Here is a 13,323-nt window from a genome sequence, read left to right as displayed (position 1 = left end):
GGGGTCAGGCGGCGCGCTGGACGTAGTCGCGAACGGTGACCATCGGCGGGCGCTGGTCGACCGCCACCGGGATGCTGGTGGGCACGAACCCGGTGCCGTCGTGGCCGAACTGGGTGAGCAGGCCGCCGGGCGCGCTGCGGTGCCGGTCGCTGCTGCCGCGGGAGGCCCGCGCGAGCACGGTCGAGACGATCTGGCCGGCCATGGCGCCCAGGGCCTCGTCGGTCTGGTGGGAGTGCACGCGGGTGCCCAGGTCCACCTGGGCCAGCCCCGGCAGGCCGCTGACCTGCAGCAGGTCGACCAGCAGGCCCACCTCGACCCCGTAGCCGGAGACGAAGGGCACCTGCTCCAGCGCCGAGCGGCGGCCGGCGTACTCCCCGCCCAGGGGCTGCACGAACCCGGCCAGCTCGGGCCACAGGGCGTTGAGCAGCGGACGCGCGGTGAGCTCGGTGACCCGCCCGCCGCCGGCGGCGCGCACCTCGCCGTCGACGCTCAGCGGCCGGGTGTAGCAGCCCTTGACGTAGTCGATGCGCGGGTCGGCCAGCAGCGGCCCGAGCAGGCCGGGCACGTAGTGCGAGACGTCGTTGAGCAGGTCGGAGTCCATGAAGACGACGAGGTCGCCGGTGGTCGCGGCCAGCGACTTCCACAGCGCCTCGCCCTTGCCCGGGCGGGTGCCGAGCGCAGGCAGCACGTCGGCGGTGGCCACCACGCGAGCACCGGCGGCCCGGGCGATGGCCGCGGTGTCGTCGGTGGAGTCGGAGTCCATGACCACGACCTCGTCGACCAGCGGCACCTGCTCGACCCAGCGACTCACCAGGTCGGTGACCAGGCCGCCGACCGTGGCGGACTCGTTGCGGGCGGGCAGCACGACGCTGACCCGGTGCCCGCCGCGGCGCTTGGCCGCGAGCAGGGCGACGGGGTCGACCCCGGCCAGCGAGGTGGCCGAGGAGGTGCGGTGCTCGAACCAGGCTCGGGTGTCGGGTCGCATGGGCCCACTGTCGGCCACGTGCGCCGCCGCTGTCGCGCCCGAGCGGCCGGGTTCACGCGATCTTCACGGAGGTCCAGGAGCCGGAAACATGCTGGTCACGCAGGGTCAGGGGTGGCGCACGACCCGGCTGCCACCGCAGGCCCACGCGACGCGCAGGCCGGCCCGGGCGCGCAGCAGCAGCTCGGCGGGGGAGTGGTCGGGGCGGGCGGCGCTGAGGCCGCCGGCGGCCGGGCGGCCGGTGACCCGCTCGGCGACCGAGAGCAGCCGGTCGGCCACGGCGTCGAGGTCGGCGGGCAGCACGGAGAGCACGACGGCGACGTCGTCGCCCTCGGTGCCCACCCAGTCCTCCACCCGGGTCTCGCGACGGACGGCGGCGCGGACCGCCGCCGTGCGTGCGGGTCCGGGTTCGTCGACGGCCAGGACCAGCAGGGTCCCCGAGCGACCGGCCACCAGCAGGGCAGCCGCCAGCGAGCCGGCGCACGGCAGCGCGGTCGCGGGGTGCTCCAGCAGGGTCATGCGGTGTGGATCGGCTCGACCCCCGTCGTCCTTGAGGCGCGCGGGTCGGGGTGACCCAGATCGGTGAGCCAGCCGCGCAGCACACGGTGCAGGTGCTCGGCCCCGACCACCTCACCGGGGTCGGCGAAGCCGGCCGGGTGCAGCAGGAACCCGTGCTGCTGGGGGCCGCCGAGCCCGCCGTGCGAGCCGACGTGCGGCTCGAAGGCCGGCGACTCCTCGGTGGTGGGGTCGAAGCGGCTGTTGACCATCACGTCGGCGCAGTGCGGGAAGGTCGAGGTGCGGGCGACCAGCCGGGCGGCGTGCGGGCCGTAGGGGGCCAGGGGGTCCTCGCCGACCACGACCCCGGAGTCCAGCCGGTGCAGGCCGTCGCGGCCGAGGACGACGGGGCCGAACTCCTCGGAGTGCACGAGCAGGAAGCCGACGCCGGGGTGGTCGACGAGCGCGGGCAGCAGCCGGGGCCAGCGCCGCTCGATCTGCTCGATGGGCACCCGTCCGGGCAGGTCGGTGAAGGAGACCATCGCGGTGTGGCCGCTGACCACGCAGACCACGCCGGGGGCGACCCGGGCGACCTTCCCGGGCGCGCCGGCGACGTCCCGCGGGGTGTGCTCGGCGGACCCGGCGCGCTCGACGCGGTCGCGCAGCCGGCGGGCCACGAGCCCCGGACCGCTCGCGGCCTCGGCCAGCGCGGCGCCGACCTGCCACCCCTCGGTCGCCCGCTGCCCCCGCGCCCCGGGCGCCGGGCCGGCGGCCCCGGGCGCCGGGTCGGCGGCGTCCGGCGCCGGGTCGGGCGGCGCCCCGCACAGCCGGCCGACCAGCTGCTCGACGGTCTCGCCGAACCGGTTCGCGAAGTTCTCGCCCTGGGTCTGGCCGTGGTCGGACAGGCACACCAGATGGTAGGGCCGCGGGGCCAGCTGGGTGGCCCGCCGGAGCCGGCCGATCTGCTGGTCGATCGAGCGCAGCACCTCGAGGGTGTCGAAGCGCTCGATGCCCGAGTGGTGGGCGACCTCGTCGTAGCCGAGGAAGTCGGCGTAGGCGACGGGGCGCCCGGCCAGCATGTCCTCGATGAGCGCGGCCACCACGACGTCGCGGGCGATGACCGTGGTGCCCGGCCGGGCCAGCGGGTACAGCCCGCCGCGGTGGATGCGCGGCCGCACGTCGGCCCGGCGCTGCCGCCTGGCCGCGGTCAGCTCGCGGCCGACGTCGACCAGCGAGGCGACCAGGGTGCGCAGGGCGTTCACCGGGTTGGCGAAGTAGGCGTAGTAGCCGGCCCCGACCCGGTCGGTGCCGCGGCGCGCCCGCCGGGAGCCCTTCGGGACGACGACGGCCAGCGAGCTCATCGTCAGCGACACGTGCCGGGCGTCGCCGGTGAACAGGTTGCCCCGCCCGGCGCCGTCACCGGAGAGCAGGCCGCACCCGTCGCTGTGCCGGGACTCGACCAGGGCGGCGTCCTCGGGGTGGGACACGGCGACGACCTTGTCGCGGTCCTTCTCGTACCAGCGGAACCCGATGACGTCGTGGTTGGAGCCGTGCAGGATGCCGCAGACGCTGGCCCCGGTCTGCGAGCTCCAGTCGGTGTGCCACGAGGTGAGCCGGTGGCTGCCCGCGCGCAGCCAGGCGGCCAGCGTGGGCATGGTTCCGTCGCGCACGGCGCGCTGGGCGGTGGCGTGGCCCAGGCCGTCGACCTGGAGGAACAGCACGCCGGGGACCTCGGTGGCCGCGGCGTCGGCGCCCCGGCGACGGGCCCGGCGGAAGAACAGCTCGTCCTCGTCGAGGGCCAGCAGACTGCTGATCACCGCCGCGACCCCGGCCATCGACACCGCCACGACCACCGAGGTCCGGAAGGAGGTGACCTGGACCCCCGGGATGGCCAGGAAGATGCCGAGCACGCCGGCGCCGAGCACCAGGAAGCCGCCCAGCCCGAGGGTGAGGATCGCGATCGGCAGGGCGACCCGCATGAGCAGCGGCCAGACCACCCCGGCCAGCACGCCCAGCAGCAGCGCGGCGACCGGGGGCTGCCACCACGAGGGCATCGCGAACCCGGTCAGCCAGCGGTCCAGGCCCAGCAGGGCGACGGTCGTGAGCACCCACACGAGCAGCACCCGGGCGACCGCCCGGCCGCCGGTGAGCACCCGGCCGGGCGGGGTGTGCGGCGGTGTCACGACGAACGCTCCCGCTTCCGGCGGCGCCGCGCGGCCAGCCGGTTGGACAGCAGCCCGACCAGCAGCACCAGGGCGGTCGCGACGAGCGTGGCCACCAGCGGGTCGTCGAAGATGCCCCCGCTGACGACGCCGAGCAGCGCGTAGGCCACGGCCCACAGGGTGGCCGCGGCGAGCGAGGCCGGCAGCAGCCGTCGCCAGGGGTAGGCCAGCGCACCGGCGGTGACCAGCACCGGGATGCGGCCGGCGGGCAGCAGCCGACCCACGACGACGATCTGCCAGCCGTGCGCGGCGAACTGCCGGCGCACCTCGGCCAGCCGGTCGGCGTGCTGGCGCCGGGACACCCAGCGCACCGCCGCCGGCCCGCCGAACCGGGCGACCGCGAAGGTGACCACGTCGCCGACGAACGCACCCAGCACCGCCAGCAGCAGCACCAGCACGATGTCCAGCCGGTCGGTGGTCATCGCGACGGCGGCGGCCACCGAGAGCAGGGGCCCGGTGGGCACCACCGGCACGATCGACCCCAGCAGCACGCCGCCGAAGAGCACCGGGTAGCCCAGCGAGCCGCTGTCGGTCCAGCCCGAGGCGAGCACCTGCACGCTCACGGGAGGTCCACCCGGGAGCCCGGCTCGGTGACCAGCACCTGGGTGCCCACCCCGGTGGCGGCCACGTCGTCGGCGAAGCGGCGCGGGGGGTCCACCAGCAGCCTGCGCATGCGGCGGGTGCGGGCGACGCCGGGCAGCGCGAGGGTGCCCCAGTGCACCGGGACGGCGACCCGCGGGCGCAGCAGGGTGCAGGCCAGCGCGGCGCCGGCGGGGTCCATGTGGCCCGGGCCGAGCGTGGCGCCCCAGCCCCACACGGGCAGCAGCGCGACGTCGACCGGCCCGAGGTCGGCCATGCCGGGCAGGACGTCGGTGTCGCCGGCCGCGTAGACCGTCGTCCCGTCGCCGGTGAGCAGGTGGCCCATGGCGACGGCGTCCGGTCCGTGGGTCGAGCGCGGCCCCCACCGGTGGCCGCTGTGCGCGGCCGCCGTGCCGGTGACGGTGAGCCCGCCGTCGGCGAGGGTGTCGCCGGGGGCGAGCTCGGTGACGTCGGTGAACCCCTTGCCGCGCAGCCAGGCGCCGCCCCCGCGGGGCACGACCACCGGCGTGCTGCGGCCCAGGCGGCGCAGCGAGGGCAGGTGCAGGTGGTCGCCGTGCAGGTGGCTGAGCAGGACGAGGTCGACGTCGGCCCAGGTGGCCGGGTCGAGCGGGGGGACGACGCGGCGCAGCGGGCCGACCCGCCCGGTCAGCACGGGGTCGGTCAGCACGGTGCGCCCGGCGAGCTCGACCCGGACCGTGGAGTGCCCCAGGAACGTGAGCGTCACCGGGCCAGTATCCGTGCCCCCTCAGCACCCGGCCGGAGCTCGCGCCGCACCTGCTCCACGGTGACGTGGTGCAGGTCGGCGCGGGTGCGCACGGTCTGCACGCCGGCGGCCAGGACGGCGTCCAGCAGCGGGCCGGGGGAGACGCCGTGCGCCACGGTGTCCAGCCCGTAGGCGGTGCAGGTGGCCACGATGGCCCGCACCGACCGCCGGGTCAGCTCCTCGTCGCCGCGGGCGCCCAGCGCCGCCACGTCGATGCGCACGCTGGTCAGCGGGGCCCGGGAGAGGTGGGCGTGGATGGTCTGGCCCAGCCCGTAGTCGTCCAGGCAGATCCGCACCCCGAGGGCGTGCAGCTCGCGCAGCGCGGGCGGCAGCGCGGGCGGGGAGGTCTGCAGGGCGGCCTCGGTGAGCGCCAGCGACAGCGTGCCGGGCGCCAGGCCCGAGCCGTCGAGGGCCCGCCGGACGTCGGCGACGAGCTGGTCGGCGGCCACGTGGCCGGCGGGGAGGTCGACGGCCAGCACCCGGATCCCGGGCAGCGGGGCGGTGTCCCGGCACGCACGGTCGAGCACCCAGGCCTGCAGCGCGGCGTCGCAGCCTTCGCGGCCGGCCGCGGCCCACAGCTCGGCGGGCGGGCGCAGGCCGGTGACCGTGTGGTGCCAGAAGGGCTCGGCGTGCAGCGACCGGGGGTCCCCCGTCGAGCCGGTGACGCTGTAGCGCAGCTCGACCCGCCCCTCGGCCAGGGCGGCGGTGACCGTGTCGTCGCCGTCGACGGCGCCGTCGTCCTGCACGCGCACGCAGCCCTTGCCGGCGGCCTTGGCCGCGCGCAGCGCGTCGTCGGCCTCGCGGAAGGCGTGCTGGCCACCGGCGCCGCCCACGGGGGCCACCCCGACGCTGGCGCCGATGGCGAAGGTCCGGCCGGCGGCGCGGTGCGGCAGGGCCGCCACGTCGACCACCCGCTCGGCGGCCTCCACGGCCTCGGCCAGGGTGCCGGCGACGACCACGGCGAACTCGTCGCCGCCGAGCCGGACGACGAGGTCCTGCTCGCGGACGACCGAGCGCAGCCGGCGGGCCACCTCGACCAGCAGGTGGTCACCCGCCTCGTGCCCGGCGACGTCGTTGACCGCCTTGAACCCGTCGAGGTCGAGCACCAGCAGGCACCGGTCGCCGGCGGGGACGGCCAGCTCGCGGAACAGCCGGGCCCGGTTGGGCAGCTGCGTGAGGTGGTCGGTGTAGGCCATGCGTTCGAGCTCGCGCTCGCGGCGGCGGCGCACGGTGACGTCGCGCAGGTGCAGCACCCGCCGTCCGCCGTCGGCCCGTGGGTGCGCGGTGACCTCGAGCTCGGTCGGCTGGCCGACGTCGGGCACCCGAAGGTGCAGGGAGGGTGCGGCGCCGGTGCGCAGGTCTGCGGCCACCCGCTCGCGGTCCTCGGCGAGCACGAGGTCGGGCAGGTGGGCCGGGTCGCCGGCCTCGTCCGGCAGGCCCAGCAGGGCGCGGGCGGCGGGCGAGGCGAACTGCACGCGCAGTGCGTCGTCGACGACCACGACGCCGTCGGTGCTGCCCTCGACGAGGCTGCGCAGGTCCTCCTCGGCGCGCACCGCGTCGGCGACCAGGCGGGCGCTGGTGCGCAGCCGCAGGGTGCTGCGGACCAGCAGCAGCGCGACCACCCCGGCCACGGCGACGAGCGACCCGGTGGTGAGCTGCTGCCCGCGGGCGGCGGCCACCGCCAGGGCCACCGGCAGGCCGCCGAGGGAGAGGACGGTGACCAGCAGCCCGGCCGGGACGACCCGCGGGCTCTGCGCCAGGACGTCGTCCCGGCCGGGGCGGGCGCGCGGCATGCAGCGGACGGCGACGACGCAGGCCTCGAGCGCCACGACCGAGGCCGCGTCGCCGAGTGCCTGCCACAGCAGGGTGGGGCGGTCGTTGCCCACGGCCAGCATGGCGGTCGCGAGGGCCACCCCGACGCTGGCGACCACCATGGCGGTGGCGGTGCGCTGCAGGTCGCGGGTGGACACGGTGCACAGCGCCCCGGTCAGGCCGACGGCGACCACCGCGTACCCGGCGTAGCCCAGCGTCACCGCGCTGACCGGTTGCGTCAGGTCGGGGGAGTGCAGGGCCAGGACGTCGGTGACCACCGCCAGGGCCAGGACCACCGCGACGCCGTCGACGGCGAGGGTGACCCACCGGGACGTGCTGACCTGGTGGGCCAGCACGGTGCAGACGACGAGGGGGACGACGAGCACCGGCACCAGGAGCAGGTCGCCGACCCCGGCGACGCCGAACGCGCCCGCCACCCCGCTGCCGGTGACCAGGCAGGCCACCGCGAAGAGGGCCACCATGACGGTCATCGCCCACCCGGTCGCCCGCCAGCGGCCGGTCCGGCCGCGGGAGGCGGACCCCGTGCGGACGGCGGCGACCACGGCGAGCACGCCCAGGACCGTGTTGTCGGCCTGGGCGCCGAGGGCGTCCGACGGCGTCCAGGGCAGCGACGCCCCGACGGCCAGCAGGCCGAGCAGCACGACCAGCACGCTCCCGCGCACGCCACCGCCCACCGCAGCGCCGCTGCGCCCGGCGCCGGTCACCGCAGTGCCCCCGGTGCGCCGGTGACCGCTGCGGGGACGTCGTCGAGGACGCCGGCCAGCGCGGGGAGCTCGGTGGGCCGGGCCAGCAGGAAGCCCTGCACGAACCGGTGGCCCATGTCGCGCAGCAGCTGCAGCTCGCGCGGGGTCTCCACACCCTCGACGACGACGTCCAGGCCCAGGCTGGAGCCCAGGTGGAGCACGGAGCGGCAGAGGGCCTGGTGCCGGGGGTCGGACTCGAGGGAGGCCAGGAACTGGCGGTCCATCTTGAGCACGTCGATGGGCAGGCCCACGAGGTAGGCCAGCGAGGACCAGCCGGTCCCGAAGTCGTCGACGGCGATGCGCACCCCCAGCCGGCGCAGGGCCTCCAGCTCGTCGGTCACGTGGGCATCGTCCAGCAGCACCGACTCGGTGAGCTCCAGGGTGAGCCGACCGGCCGGCAGGCCGCTGGCCTGCAGCGCGTCCTGCACGTCGGTCAGCAGCTGGCCGCTGCGCACGTGCCGGGCGGCGACGTTCACCGCGACGGCGAGGTCGGGGCGGCCCAGGCCGGCGACCTGCGCGGTGGCGGTGCGCAGCGCCCACCGCCCGAGCTCGACCACCATCGTGGACTCCTCGGCCAGCGGCACGAACTCCCCGGGGGAGACCGCGCCCCACGTGGGGTGCTGCCAGCGCATCAGCGCCTCGGCGGACCCGGGGCGCTGCAGCACCAGGTCGACGACCGGTTGGTAGACCATGCGCAGCTCGCCGCGGCCCAGGGCGACGGCGAGGTCGGCGCGCAGGGCCTCGCGCCGGTTCTGCGCGATGAGGGAGGCGACGGAGTGCCGCCGCACCCGGCCGGGGCCGGCGGTGCGCGCGCTCTCCAGCGCCATCCCGGCCCGGCGCAGCACCTGCACCGGCTCGGGGTCGCCGTCCTGCAGGCCGGTGATGCCGGCCGAGGCGGACAGCCGGACCCCGTGCACCGGGGCGTCGGCGGGCACCGTGCCCACGAGGCGGTGGGCCAGGGTCTCGGCGTCGCTGATGCTGCCTTGCACCAGGACCGTGAACTCCTGCGTCCCGGTGCGCCACAGCTCGTCCCCGGTGCGCAGCACGCGGGCGAACCGGCCGGCGAGGTCCACGAGGGCCTCGGGCGGTGCGGGGGTGCCGCGGTGGGTGTCGGCCAGGCCGCTCACCCAGATCTTCACCAGCGCGGCGGGCGTGCGGGTACGGGCCAGGTCGGCCAGTCGGACGACCAGGGCGCTGCGGTCGGGCAGGCCGGTGTCGGGGTCGACGCCGCCGGTCTCGGCGACGACGGCGGGGGCCGTTCCGGGGGCCGCGCCGGGGGCGTCGTCCCGGGTGACGTCGCGGCAGTACAGCACCAGGGCCCCGACGTCGGGGTCGTCGCGCAGGTCGCGCACCCGGCTCTGCACGAGCCGCCAGCGGCCGTCGTCGTGCCGAACGCGACCGGTGATCGTCCGGCCCTCGCGGTCGGCGTCGTCCTGCGGGGCCAGCAGGCCGGCGGCCAGCGCGGCCCGGTCGTCGGGGTGGACGGCGACCCGGACGTCGGCGCCGACGATCCGCTCGGGTCCGCGGCCCAGCATCGCGGTGAACGACGGGGAGGACCAGGTGATGGTGAGGTCGGCGTCGAGGATGATCACGGGGTCGACCGCGGAGCGCACGACGGCGCGGAAGTAGGCCTCGCTGCGCTGCAGCCGGTGCGTGAGGTCCCGACCGTCGCGCAGCGTCACCCACTGGTGCACGGTCAGCAGGAGCAGCCCGACACCGGCCAGCACGGTCTGCGCGACACCCAGCCGGCCGTGCACGAGGACGCCGACCAGCAGCAGCAGCCCACCGGTCGTCGCGGTCACGTGCGGCAGCAGGGCGGGCAGCACCGGCAGGGCAGCTGCGTCGGACGGCCGGTCGTGCTCGCGGTCGAGCAGCGCCGCCGACACCAGCAGGGCCAGGGCGGCGATGGCGCAGACCGACGTCGCGATCAGCGGGGGCGAGGCTGCCTGCGCCTCGTCGGAGAAGGCCATGAGCACCACGCCCGCGCTGACCGCCACCTGGCCGGTGAGGGCGAGCACGGCGACCCGGCGCAGTCCGCCGGTGGTGGCCGAGACGACCAGCAGCCCGACCGCCACCATCAGGGCAAGGGTGGCGAACAGCGCGGCCAGGGTGGCGTCGAAGGCGGAGTCCAGGCGCAGGGTGCGTCCGGCGAGCAGCTCGAAGACGGCCAGCGCGCACAGCAGGCAGGCCACGACGAACAGCAGCAGCGACGTGACGAGCTGGGCCCGCAGCCGGTGCCAGGTGCCCGGGGGCAGCAGCCGCGGCAGCGGCCGGACGGTGAGCAGCATGCCGGGCAGTGCGCCGACGGTCATCGGGATCGACGACCCCGGCAGGTGCAGGGCCACGGCGGCCCCGACGGCGGCGACGAGCAGCGCCACCAGGTACCGGCCCCAGACGTCGCGGTGGATGCTGCGCCGACCGGCCGGCACGCCCACCAGCAGGGCGCCCACGAAGGCCAGCGAGGCGCAGGAGGCGACGCCGACGTCCACGGCCGGCTGCGGGAGCGCGGCCGACACGAGGGTGCCGATGCCGAGCAGGCAGGCCCCGGCGGCCACACGACCTGGGGTCGCCCTGCCCCGGGGTCCGCCGCGGGGCTGCGGGGGACCAGGGTTCACAGAGGGCAGGTCGGCCGCGGCGGACCCCGCGTTGAGCCCGTGCGGTGGCTCCTCACCCCTCGGGGGCGGGTCGCCGGCGGATCAGGAAGCTGGGGCGCCCTCGGCCGGGGCGAGCTGGGCGGCCTCGACCGGGACCTCGGGGGCGACGGGCTCCTCCGCCCGTGCGGAGGAGGGGCTTTCGGTGGCGGCGGCGCTGGACGACGAGCTGGCCGGTGCTGCCGGGCCGCCGGCCAGGGCGGGGGACGGCGAGGCGGACGCCGCACCACCGGCCACCGCTGCCGAGGGCGCCGCCGGTGCCGCACCGCCGACGGGGGCGGACCCCGCCGGGGTGGCCCCGTCGACCGTCTCGGCGCCGTCGGCCGGTTCCGGGTCGTCGACCCGGACCGCCGCGGTGCTCGGCGCGGTGCTGGGCTGGTCGGCCGGGGCAGCACCCGTGCTGCCGGCACCGGCGCCGGCGCCCGGTGCGGGGCCGTCGTCGGTGCGGGTGTCCGCTGCGTTCTCCACCGCGGTGGCGTCGGAGGTCACGGCCTCGTGCACCAGGACGGCGGCCGGGACGGCCAGGAAGCTGGCGATCCAGATGGCGAGCGCGACCGGGACCCAGCGCAGGTCCCGTCGACCCGGCGCGCGCCGTGACCCCGTGGCGGGGCCGCGGGACGACCCGGTGGACGGGCCCCGGGAAGAGCCGGTGGACGGGCCCCGGGAAGAGCCGGTGGACGGGCCCCGGGAGGAACCGGTGGACGGGCCGGCGGCGGGGCCGCGGACGCCGGTCAGCGGGGGCGGGGGGAGCGGGACCGGCCGCGACGGGACGGCGGTGCTGCGGGCGCCCGTGGGTGGGCCGGCGTGCCGTCCGCCCGTGTCGGCGCTGTGCCGGTGTCCGCCCACGTCTGTCCCCCGGTGAATTGCATGCGTGTCATTCGTCCCTGACGGATCAGCAACGTAGTGACTCCGATGCGTGACGGAGAAGTCGACATCGGCGTGTCATCCGCGACTCGCCGAGAGATGTTCGCGTTCACACATCGCGCACGGGCGGGTGCGCGCGGTGGGGGGACCGGTTCAGTTCGAGGGCGTGGTCTCCGGGGTGACCGGTTCGACGGGCGGGGGCGCGGTCTCGGCGGTCAACGTGGCCGTGCTCGCCGTGGCGGCAGGCGTCTCCACGACCACCGGGGTGTCGGCCGCCGGGGGCGCGGCGACCTGCGGCTGGACCGGGGCGGGGGCGGGGGTGGTGGTGCGGCCGGCAGCGCTCGTGGGGGCGGGGCGGTCGGCGTCGTCGTCCGCGGGTCGGTCGGAGTCGTCGACGACGACCGGCCCGGAGAGGTCGAGGGTGTTCATCGCCGGCGGGGGCGGCGTGGTCGTGGTCGCACTGGGCACGGCGGCCTCGGTCGTGCTGGCGCCGGTGCGCGCCGCCTCGTCGGTGTCGGTCGCCGGACCGTTCGAGGCGAACCCGCTGGTCAGCAGCACTGCGGCGACGATGGACAGCACTCCGGCACCGACGCCCACCGGGATCCAGCGCCGGCCGGAACCCCGGGTGACGAGGGTGCGGTGGGTCAGCGTGCCGAGGGCGGGGACGTCGTCGGCCCACCCGTCGCGCTCGTCGTCGCCGCGGACGGCCAGGTGGTGCCGGCCGGTGTCGGTCAGGGCGAGGGCGGTACCGGCCGGTGCGTCGTCCAGCGCTGCGTGCCGGCCGGTCTCGACCAGGTCGTCGTGCCGGGCGAACTCGGCGGCGACGTCGAGCTCGGGCACGGCGGGGGCGGCCGGCTCGGCGTGCACCTCGAGCTCGGCTGCCTCGACGTCGTGGCCCTCGTCGGGGCCCTCGTCGTCCAGGTCGTCGTCGTCACGGGCGTCGACGCCCTCGTCCTGGGCATCGGCGGCCTGGAGGGCCGGGAAGGCGTCGACGGGGAGCAGGTCGGCGCGGGTGGAGAGGACCGGCAGGGGCAGCGGCGGGAGGGCGGGGACCGGGGCCACCGCGGTCGAGGGGCCACCGACCGCGGGCGGGGCGAAGAGGTCGGCCAGCCCGCCCGGCGCGGCCGTGACGGCGCCGGCGGTCAGGGCCCGGCGGGCCTCGGCGGCCTTCGCGGCGGCGTCGAGCGCGGCCAGGAGCTGCTCGTCCAGCACCAGCAGGCGTCCGGACTCGGCGACCAGGTCGCGGGCGGCCTCGGCCGCGGTGCCGCCGGTGTGGATGCCGGAGTCGACGAGCAGGTCGTGGGGGTCGTACCAGCTGGTCTCGTCCACCGGCGGGGCCGCTGCGGGGCCGACGCCCGGGACGGGTGGCAGGGGGCGGCGCGGTGCGATCACGTGCTCGTCCACCTTGGCAGTCCTCCACCCGTCCCGGTGCTCCGTGCGGCACCCGATCGGCGGGAATGGTGACACTCCGAAGCGACATGACGACAGTGCGTCGGCGGCGTGTCGCAGGGACGTGCGGCACATGGGGGTCGTGCGGCCGGTGGGACGGGCGGACCCGTCCGCCCCGCCCCCGCGCACGATGCGGTTCCGGGTGGCACAGTGACGCTGGTGAAGACGTGGCTCGACCAGTGGCCGGTGTTCCGCCAGCTGACCGGCTCCGACCCCTTGGGCCGGGGCCAGGCCGCGCGGAGCAGGAAGACCGAGGGCATCACCTCGCGCACCGCCACGGCCGACCGGGTCGTGAAGTCGATCTGCCCCTACTGCGCCGTGGGATGCGGCCAGCGGGTGTTCGTCAAGGACGAGCAGATCGTGCAGATCGAGGGCGACCCCGACTCGCCGATCAGCCGCGGCCGGCTGTGCCCCAAGGGCAGCGCCAGCAAGCAGCTGGTCACCTCGCCGACCCGTGTGACGACCGTGAAGTACCGGCGTCCGTACGGCACCGAGTGGGAGGACCTCGCCCTCGACGAGGCGATGGAGATGATCGCCGACCGCGTGCTGGCCGCGCGGGAGAAGGGCTGGCAGGACGTCGACGGTGACCAGCGAGTCAACCGCACCATGGGGCTGGCCAGCCTCGGTGGCGCGACGCTGGACAACGAAGAGAACTACTTGATGAAGAAGCTGTACAGCGCCATGGGCGCGATCCAGATCGAGAACCAGGCGCGCATATAGC

General features: G+C 76.8%; 10 protein-coding genes. 1 reads left to right on the top strand and 9 read right to left on the bottom strand.

What is annotated here, in order from left to right; genetic code table 11:
• Positions 1-4 precede the first annotated feature (4 nt).
• The 9 genes from BLP29_RS04150 to BLP29_RS04110 all read right to left on the bottom strand — a co-directional run bounded on the left by BLP29_RS04150 (position 5) and on the right by BLP29_RS04110 (position 12,545).
• Positions 5-985: a glucosyl-3-phosphoglycerate synthase gene (locus tag BLP29_RS04150; RefSeq protein ID WP_092799986.1), complete on the bottom strand. Its 981-nt coding sequence runs from the start codon at positions 983-985 to the stop codon at positions 5-7.
• 105 nt (positions 986-1,090) lie between these two features.
• Complete coding sequence (locus BLP29_RS04145; RefSeq protein ID WP_092799984.1) at positions 1,091-1,501, bottom strand: hypothetical protein; 411 nt, start codon at positions 1,499-1,501, stop codon at positions 1,091-1,093.
• Positions 1,498-3,660 carry a phage holin family protein gene (locus BLP29_RS04140; RefSeq protein WP_092799982.1) on the bottom strand — a complete coding sequence of 721 codons (2,163 nt, stop codon included), beginning with the start codon at positions 3,658-3,660 and terminating at the stop codon, positions 1,498-1,500. The genes BLP29_RS04145 and BLP29_RS04140 overlap by 4 nt, the downstream gene beginning before the upstream one ends.
• Positions 3,657-4,262 (bottom strand): DedA family protein, encoded by a 606-nt coding sequence (locus BLP29_RS04135; protein WP_092799980.1) that lies wholly within the window; start codon positions 4,260-4,262, stop codon positions 3,657-3,659. Before BLP29_RS04135 ends, BLP29_RS04140 begins: the two co-directional genes overlap by 4 nt.
• Positions 4,259-5,023 (bottom strand): MBL fold metallo-hydrolase, encoded by a 765-nt coding sequence (locus tag BLP29_RS04130; RefSeq protein WP_092799978.1) that lies wholly within the window; start codon positions 5,021-5,023, stop codon positions 4,259-4,261. The genes BLP29_RS04135 and BLP29_RS04130 overlap by 4 nt, the downstream gene beginning before the upstream one ends.
• Positions 5,020-7,599, bottom strand: a complete 2,580-nt coding sequence (locus tag BLP29_RS04125) for a diguanylate cyclase domain-containing protein (protein ID WP_092799976.1) — start codon at positions 7,597-7,599, stop codon at positions 5,020-5,022. Before BLP29_RS04125 ends, BLP29_RS04130 begins: the two co-directional genes overlap by 4 nt.
• Positions 7,596-10,193, bottom strand: a complete 2,598-nt coding sequence (locus BLP29_RS04120; RefSeq protein WP_092799974.1) for a putative bifunctional diguanylate cyclase/phosphodiesterase — start codon at positions 10,191-10,193, stop codon at positions 7,596-7,598. The genes BLP29_RS04125 and BLP29_RS04120 overlap by 4 nt, the downstream gene beginning before the upstream one ends.
• A gap of 141 nt (positions 10,194-10,334) precedes the next feature.
• The gene (locus BLP29_RS20580) at positions 10,335-10,778 is read right to left on the bottom strand and encodes a hypothetical protein (RefSeq protein ID WP_133379019.1); all 444 of its coding nucleotides are present in this window, start codon (positions 10,776-10,778) and stop codon (positions 10,335-10,337) included.
• A gap of 528 nt (positions 10,779-11,306) precedes the next feature.
• Positions 11,307-12,545 carry a hypothetical protein gene (locus tag BLP29_RS04110; RefSeq protein WP_133379017.1) on the bottom strand — a complete coding sequence of 413 codons (1,239 nt, stop codon included), beginning with the start codon at positions 12,543-12,545 and terminating at the stop codon, positions 11,307-11,309.
• Positions 12,546-12,761: 216 nt separating this feature from the next.
• Here BLP29_RS04110 and BLP29_RS21975 point away from each other — a divergent pair, with 216 nt between their 5' ends.
• Positions 12,762-13,322: a dehydrogenase gene (locus BLP29_RS21975; RefSeq protein ID WP_092800810.1), complete on the top strand. Its 561-nt coding sequence runs from the start codon at positions 12,762-12,764 to the stop codon at positions 13,320-13,322.
• The last annotated feature ends 1 nt before the right edge of the window (position 13,323 follow it).

Origin of the sequence: Klenkia marina, from assembly GCF_900101025.1 — a bacterium.
GTDB lineage: Bacteria > Actinomycetota > Actinomycetes > Mycobacteriales > Geodermatophilaceae > Klenkia > Klenkia marina.
The sequence above is the reverse complement of the archived record's forward strand: the minus strand, read 5'-3'. Positions and strand labels throughout refer to the sequence as shown.